Source organism: Nonomuraea lactucae (assembly GCF_003313395.1).
Lineage (GTDB): Bacteria > Actinomycetota > Actinomycetes > Streptosporangiales > Streptosporangiaceae > Nonomuraea > Nonomuraea lactucae.
In genome coordinates, this window is sequence record NZ_QNFZ01000102.1 from 1 (window position 1) to 7,363 (window position 7,363).

7 protein-coding genes and 1 pseudogene are annotated in these 7,363 nt (G+C 69.0%); 4 read left to right on the plus strand and 4 right to left on the minus strand.

The genetic code is table 11. The annotated features are described in order from the left end of the window. Nucleotides 1-951: 951 nt before the first annotated feature. Nucleotides 952-1,851: a DUF8189 domain-containing protein gene (locus DQW85_RS07410; protein WP_113699637.1), complete on the plus strand. Its 900-nt coding sequence runs from the start codon at nucleotides 952-954 to the stop codon at nucleotides 1,849-1,851. A 109-nt stretch (nucleotides 1,852-1,960) separates the two neighbouring features. Here DQW85_RS07410 and DQW85_RS07415 read toward each other — a convergent pair whose 3' ends face one another. From DQW85_RS07415 to DQW85_RS07430, 4 genes and pseudogenes are all read right to left on the minus strand, one after another. Further along, complete coding sequence (locus DQW85_RS07415) at nucleotides 1,961-2,521, minus strand: DinB family protein (protein ID WP_113699641.1); 561 nt, start codon at nucleotides 2,519-2,521, stop codon at nucleotides 1,961-1,963. Nucleotides 2,522-2,872: 351 nt separating this feature from the next. Further along, nucleotides 2,873-3,376, minus strand: a complete 504-nt coding sequence (locus tag DQW85_RS07420; protein WP_113699638.1) for a VOC family protein — start codon at nucleotides 3,374-3,376, stop codon at nucleotides 2,873-2,875. Between the two features lie 93 nt (nucleotides 3,377-3,469). After that, nucleotides 3,470-4,473 (minus strand): annotated as a pseudogene (locus DQW85_RS07425) (IS5 family transposase). 113 nt (nucleotides 4,474-4,586) lie between these two features. Beyond that, nucleotides 4,587-5,438, minus strand: a complete 852-nt coding sequence (locus DQW85_RS07430) for a helix-turn-helix domain-containing protein (protein ID WP_240196996.1) — start codon at nucleotides 5,436-5,438, stop codon at nucleotides 4,587-4,589. A 160-nt stretch (nucleotides 5,439-5,598) separates the two neighbouring features. Between DQW85_RS07430 and DQW85_RS44260 the strand changes: the two genes are divergently transcribed. The 3 genes from DQW85_RS44260 to DQW85_RS07440 all read left to right on the plus strand — a co-directional run. Beyond that, nucleotides 5,599-5,748 carry a hypothetical protein gene (locus tag DQW85_RS44260; protein ID WP_162794807.1) on the plus strand — a complete coding sequence of 50 codons (150 nt, stop codon included), beginning with the start codon at nucleotides 5,599-5,601 and terminating at the stop codon, nucleotides 5,746-5,748. Then, nucleotides 5,720-6,307 carry a TIGR03668 family PPOX class F420-dependent oxidoreductase gene (locus tag DQW85_RS07435; protein ID WP_338043361.1) on the plus strand — a complete coding sequence of 196 codons (588 nt, stop codon included), beginning with the start codon at nucleotides 5,720-5,722 and terminating at the stop codon, nucleotides 6,305-6,307. The genes DQW85_RS44260 and DQW85_RS07435 overlap by 29 nt, the downstream gene beginning before the upstream one ends. Before the next feature lie 91 nt (nucleotides 6,308-6,398). Further along, a partial coding sequence (locus DQW85_RS07440) for a serine/threonine-protein kinase (RefSeq protein WP_240196997.1) occupies nucleotides 6,399-7,363 on the plus strand: 965 nt, incomplete at its 3' end.

The window sequence follows — 7,363 nt, forward strand, 5'->3', positions numbered from 1 at the left end:
CACGCACCCGGCGCCAGTAGCGCACCAGGGAACCGAAGGACGACTCCATGGGCCGACCCTACGGCCGGCGGGCGCGCACGTCCCTTCCCCGCGAGGGAATCGCGACCCGACTCCCGCCCGGGAGAAGGTCCACCCATGAACCTTCCGATCCTCACTCCCAAGACCGCTCCGGCCGAGTCCCGGCCGATCCTCGACGGCATCGAGGCCGACCTCGGTTTCGTCCCCAACCTCGCCGCCACGATCGCGGCCAGCCCCACCCTCCTGGCGGGCTTCGACGGGCTGCGCCGCGCCGTCGGCGACCCTTCCTTCGACCCGGTACGCCGGGAGATCGCCGGCGTCGCGGTCGGCGTCGCTGTGGGCAACGACAGGCCTGGAAGTAACGACGCCCACCAGCCACGCCGACTGAAGCGGCCGGCCCCTGGCGATCGCGCGCGACATCCCCCTCCGGGTACGACACCATGGTGGCGGCCAGCCGGTCGAGACGGTGCCAGGCCTGGTCGCGGAGCATGGCGGGACGCTGACCTCCTCTTTGGCCTCACGGAGCGGCCTGGAGGTCAGCCGGGAACAGGACGGCGGAGCCATCGTCGGTGCCGGGCCAGTGTCGGCGGACTGGCTCCACTGATCCAATGCGCGGACAGCTCTCCCCCGAACTCGCTCTGGGTGCCTTCGCCGTTGCGGCGGCGAGCGGCCTGATCTGTATGGAGGACTGTTGTCTGCATTCACACGCCGGCGAGCGTCGGCGGCGATCCTGACGTTCAGCGTTGCCGGTTCGATGGCCGGCATCGTGTCCGCCCCGGCGGCGGCAGCGGCAGCGGCGCCCCCGCTGCCGTCCGATGTCACCGCGCTCAGCACACCGTTCGTGGACCCTCGAGGCAGCGACTACGTCGTCACCCGGCCACGACCAACGCCCTGCTGTTCGGGCGCAGGAATCCCACCATCCCGGTCCGTGGGGTGCTGGCCCTGGCAGACGCCGGCGGAAGCCTGCAAGGTGATCCACAGGCGGCCACCATCCCCGATGTCGGTATCCGGGTCTTCGCCCGCGACACCAGCAACCAGGTGGTGACCAATCTCTTCCCCAACGGCGGCGTGCAGACCGGGTTCACGGTGGTACCCGGGCTGCTGGTGTCCAGCGAGATCGAGGTCGTGCAACTGTCCGGCGCCGGCGGCGAGCTCGTGCGCATCTTCGCCCGCGGGCTCGACGACGGGGCCGTCCACACCAATCTGCTGACGACCGGCGGCTGGAGCGGCTGGCGCAACCTTGGCGGCTTCACCACCAGCGAGATATCGGCCGCTCTGACCACGGGCAGCGGAAACACCTTCCGCGTGGTCGTCCGTGATGCCGACAACCGCGTGTCCACCACGGTGCTGTCCAGCGACGGCAGCACCACGGGATGGACCGGCATCGGCGGGCCGACGGTACGCGGGAACATCGCTCTGACAGGCGGGAACCGCCCCGGCGTCCAGCCGAACGAGATCTTCCTTCAGGACGCGGCCACGCGGGCGGTCATGACCTACAACTTCGACCAGCCGGGCTGGCGCAGCCTCGGCGGGGTCGCCAACAGTGACATCGCCGTGCTCACACTGTTCGACGGCTCGGTGGAGATCCTCGTCCGCGGAACCACCAACCAGCTCTACGTCAACCGCAGAGCTCCGGGGGCGACGAACTTCATCGGCTATGTCAACCTCCGCGGCATCCTCACCGGCAACCCGGGCGCCGGTGCCGCTGTCACCGGCGACCCGGCAGCCTACGTTTACGTCCGGGGCGACACCCAGCGGCTGTTCAACAAGCTCCAACGGTCACACTTCGACTTCGAGGACTACGTCGCGGCGAGCAGCATCCCCACGGCCTGAGCCGTACACCAAGGAGGTGGGACCCGGCACGCGAGTGGCGAACCGCAGGTCAGCCAGAACGGTCCCTGACAGAACGATTGAGAAGCGACACGGCCCCTTGTCAGAAGTGCTATTGCCCTACCCGGCCGTCGATGCATTCGCGCAGCAGATCGGCGTGTCCGCAGTGGCGGGCGTACTCCTCGATCCGGTGAACCCACAGCTCCCGGACAGCGATGCCGTCCTGACCCACTCGCGCGCCCAGATCGGGATACTCGGCCAGCACCGCATCGGTTGCCGCCTGTTCGCGAGCAAGATCGGCGAATGCGCCGTCGACCAGCGCCTGCTCCGCGACGGCTCCCTCGAAGTCGGCGTCACGCGCTCCGTACAGCTTCGGCTCCGGCTCTCCTGACAGAATCCAGTTGCGCCAGTCGCGCTCCACCTCGGCAAGATGGCGGACCAGACCCAGCAGGGACATGGTCGACGGTGGCACCGACCGGCGCGTCAGTTTCTCCGGATCCAGCCCCTCGCACTTCATCTGCAGGGTCAGTCGATAGTTCCTCAGGAAGTCGTGCAGCGTCGCCAACTCACCGTCCGGGCTGACTCCGTCATTGTTGCGGGGATCCTCGTCGGGGTCCGCCCACATGTCGGGGTAGACGCTTGCCTGGCTCCACCGCTCGGGTACGTCGCTCACCGTGTTGACTATGCTGAGCGGTGGCCCGGCAAGCAAGCGAGTATTCAGGCGTGCCAGCCGACGCCGGCCGGAGTGCAAGGTCTCGGTCTCGACAGGTTGACGGCCGCATCGATCAGACGCATGTGTTCTTGGGCCCGGGTGAAGGAGGCATGCTCCAGTGCCCTGGTCCCAGGTGGGCAGCACCTCGCCGGTCGCCGGGGCGAGGTAGCCGGTCCCGTCCTGACCTCCGCGCGGAGGGCGGAGCGGTCAAGGGGCTGCGGCTGTGGTTCGCAACCAGGCGCGATGGCACCGGTCGGTGGACATCTCGGTTGTGGAATTGGCCACCGCCAGGCCTTCCGAATGGGATGCGTCCTATGCCTCCGGCAGTTTGCCGGTGCGAACCCAGTCCTCGATCACCGGTCGGGTGGCCTCGTCGACGTACTCCAGTCGCGCGCCGAAGAGATCTCTACCGGTCCAGATCGCGTACGGTGGCATTTCCTTCGCGTATCCCGCGACGGCGTCGACGCTGACACCGCTCGCCCGTAGGCGTTCCAGTCGGCCGGGGATGTCCTTCTCCCACAGTCCGTAGTAGAGGATCCCGCCGGCATTCGCACTGGAGAAGATGCCTTGGTCGCCATCGGCTTGGATCAACTCGTAGTACGGTGGCTCGGTCCGGGACATGACGGCCAGTTGCTGGACCGGGCCGGGTCGCGGGTCCGGATCGGCGAGGAACGGAATGGTGGCGGCCTGGGGTTCGGTGAAGCGGATGTCGAGGACGTCGGAAAAGCGCGCGATGGCCTTCTCCAGATCCGGCACGATGAGGCCGACGTGAAAGAAAGAACGTGGCATCGCAGAGAGATCGATTTCCGGGTACATGTGCACTCCAAAGTCTTCCGTTAAGGCACAGCGGATGGGCACGCCACGTCGACGGATCCGCTGAACAGTGTTAGGGCGCGTATTGAGTCGTGATCAACTGGTGGTCCGGGTGAGGTCCTTGACCCAGATCATCGAGGCGCGTAGATGGAGGCCGGCGAGGTAGCTGTCCGGGGTCTTGTCGTATCGGGTGGCGACGCCTCGCCAGGCCTTGAGTTTGTTGATCAGGCGCTCGACGGTGTTCCTCTCCTTGTAGAGGTCGGCGTCGTGGCTGACAGGCCGACCGCCCGCGGAGCCCTTCTTCTTCCGGTTGGCGGCCTGGTCTCTCTTCTCCGGGATCACTGCCTTGATACCGCGTCTGCGCAGGTGGGCCCGGTTGCCGCGGGAGGAGTAGGCCTTGTCCCCGGCGACCGCGTCCGGCCGGGTGCGGGGGCGGCCGACGGGGATGCGGACCCGTATCTTCCCCAGCACGGGGATGAACTGCGGGCTGTCGGCAGCCTGGCCTGCGGTCAGCACGAACGCCAGTGGGCGGCACTTGCGGTCGGCGGCCAGGTGAACTTTGCCGGTCTGCCCGCCTCTGGAGCGTCCCAGGAGGGCGGCCTTCAGCCGGAGGCTTCGCCGGCGCCGGACGCGTCGCCGCTCCTTCCGCTCGGGATCGATCTCGGCGTCCTGTCCGTCTTGTTCTTCGAGACTGCCCCTTTTGACCTGGCCTTCTCCGCCTCGGCAGCTGCCTTCTCCAGTACGCCGAGGACGTCCTCGCCCAGGTGCATCCCGGCCGCGTCGTGGTGGGCACGCGCGGTGGTGGAGTCGATGCTGACCAGGGACAGGTCCACATCACCCCGCTTCGCCGCTTCCGCGATCAGACCCTCCAGCAGGGCCTCGAAGACGCCGGCGTCACGCCATTGCCGGAAGCGGTTGTGGACGGTCGACCAGGCACCGAACTCCTCCGGCATCTCCCGCCACTGTCCGCCGGTCCTGAACCGCCAGATCACACCCTCGAACTGCTGCCGTAACCGCTCGGGATACGGGCCGTACTCGCCGATCGGCAGGTACGGCCCGATGAACTCCCACTCCGCGTCCGTCAGTTGCACTCGCGTCACGGAACAAGATGTACCGATTCAGGCCTCACCATGAGGGCGAATCGACAGATTGATCCCGACTCAATACGCGCCCTAGGTGTGGCGCGGAGCGCTACTCTGCCTGCAGATATGTGTTACCGAACGGGCGGCAGCGGACGCATCGCCGTCCCGGTCGTGTCCGCGGCGAGACTGCCGAGCAGCACCAGCGCCTCCTCGGACCGGCTTCCCGGCTCGGCGTGGAAGACGACCAGGCGCTGGCCCGACGTGCCGTCCACCGAGAATGACTCATAGTCCAACGTGAGGTCTCCGACGGCGGCATGGTGGATCCGGCTGCCTGGCCATCGCGACTTGCCCCGCACCTCGTGCAGCGCCCAGAGTTGACGGAACGACGAACTCTGCAGCGACAATTCAGCCACCAATTCGGTCAACCGCGGATCATCCAGATCGGGGCCGGCCGCCGCGCGCAACGCACTCGTCACGGAGTGTGCCGCCACCTCCCAATCCAGGTAGAAATCAGTGGCGACGGGATCCAGGAAGACCCCTCGGACCATGTTCCCGCGATGGCGGAACCCGCTGTACAAGGCGTCGGCCAACCGGTTCGAGGCCAGGACGTCCTGCCAACGGCCGAGTATCATCGCCGGATTCGCCGTCCAGGACATGAGCAGCCGGCGCAGACCCGCGGCCACCCGTTCGGGCCGGGAAACCGCGTGACGCCGATGTGCGGGCCGGGCCAGTTCGTGCAGATGACGCACCGCGTCAGCCTCCAGCCCCAGCACGTTGGCCAGCGCATGTAGCACCTGCCGCGACGGCGACAGCTCCCGGCCCTGCTCGATCCGCACGTAGTAGTAGGTGCTGATGCCCGCGAGGGACGCCACTTCCTCGCGGCGAAGGCCGGGCGTGCGTCGCAGCCCGACGCGAGGCAGCCCCCGGTCCTCCGGCGTCACGACCGCCCGCCGCGCCCGCAGAAAATCCCCTAACGCGCTCACGCTGCAAGACTTTAGAAGGTGTGGCATGGCTTAGGGAGGCCGGAAAACAGCCACCCACCCCTACCCTCCCCGACGATCTCGTTGGCGAGGTCAGGCCGAAAGAAGGTCCCCGATCCTCCGCACGTGGCTGGAGCCCGGCGGGCTGCCGCAGGTCGAGGGCATGGTCGACGATCTCGGCCGGAACGTGCTCTACGCACGCATGCGGGCCCACCTCACCGGCACTCCGGTCCTGGTGGAGCGGGTCAGGGAGAACGGCAGGCCGGGCGTCCACGACCCCGAGAGTGACCGTCTACTACGGGGAGGACGCTGACGGCTACCTGCTGGCGTCCAGCCAGGGCGACGGCCTGCTGGTCGTGCGCGACAGCGCCGAGATACCGGGCGAAGCCGGGCGCACCGCCGTGGATCGGGTGAGCCCTGGCCCGGGGCACCGGACGGGTGGGAAGAATGGGTGCATGGAGGTCGAACGGGCCCGCCGCCTGTTCCGTGGCGAGCGGGTCGCGCGGCTGGGGACGGTCAGCGGGGATGGCACTCCACACCTGGTGCCCGTGACGTTCGCGGTGGACGGCGACCGCGTGGTGATGGCGGTCGACCACAAGCCCAAGACGACGACCGAGCTGCGCCGGCTGCGCGACATCCGCGAGAACCCCCGGGTCACCTTGCTGGTGGATCACTACGAGGACGTCGACTGGACGCGGTTGTGGTGGGTGCGCGCCGACGGGCACGCCTGGGTGGTCGAGGCGGGCCCGGAACGCGAGGCGGCGCTGGAGTCGCTGGCGGGCAAGTACGGCCAGTACCGGGGGCGTCGGCCCGCGGGGCCGGTGATCCTCGTGGACGTGCACCGCTGGTCGGGATGGGCGTACTCGGGATAGGACGGCGTGCCTGGGGCGAGAACGTCACAGTTGCGGCGCTAGCTGCGATGATCAAGCAATCGCCCGCTTTGATGGCTCTAGGCTGTCCGCTGTGACTTCCGGACGTATGGTCATCGACGACCGTTTCGAGCTCGTGGAGCGGTTGGGAAGCGGCGGCATGGGCACGGTGTGGCGCGCCTACGATCTCGCCCTGCACCGCGAGGTGGCCCTCAAGGAGGTCCGCCCGTCCAGCGCGACCGACGATGATCCGGGCAGGGCCCAGATGATGCGCGAGCGGGTGCTGCGCGAGGCGCGGGCGCTGGCCAGGCTCGATCACCCCAACGTGGTGACGATCCACCACATCGTGGACGCGCCGGCGATGGCTCACCCGTGGATCGTCATGGAGCTGGTACGCGGCCAGTCGCTGCAGGAACGGCTCGCGCAGGGACCGCTGGCGCCGGCCGAGGCGGCGCGGCTGGGACGCGGGATCCTCGCCGCGCTGCGGACCGCGCACGAGGCGGGCATCTGCCATCGCGACGTGAAGCCCGCGAACGTGCTCCTGCGCCCCGACGGCAGCCCGGTGCTCACCGACTTCGGCATCGCGGCGATGCAGGACTCGCCCGGGCTCACGGCCAACGGCGACGTGGTCGGCTCGCCCGAGTACATCGCGCCCGAACGGCTGCGCGGCCAGGAGGGCAATCCCGCCTCCGACCTGTGGTCGCTGGGCATGCTGCTGTACGTGGCGGTGGAGGACCGCCACCCGATGCGCCGTGAGACGCCCCTCGCGACGCTCGCGGCCGTGCTGAACGGCCACCTGCCGCCGCCCGTCCAGGCCGGGTCGCTGACGAACGTCCTGAACGCCCTGCTGCGGCCCGACCCGGCCGCGCGCCCGCCGGCGGCCGAGCTGGACTGGATGCTGGGGCAGGCGGCCGAGTCCGTGTCCGCACCTCCGTCCGCACCTCCGTCCGCGACGCCGCACACAGCGCCCTCCCCCATGCCGCCGCCTGACATGCGGCACGGGTCCGGCACACCGCCGCCGCGGCCGGGGGCCTTCCACGGCCAGTTCCCGCCCGGCCC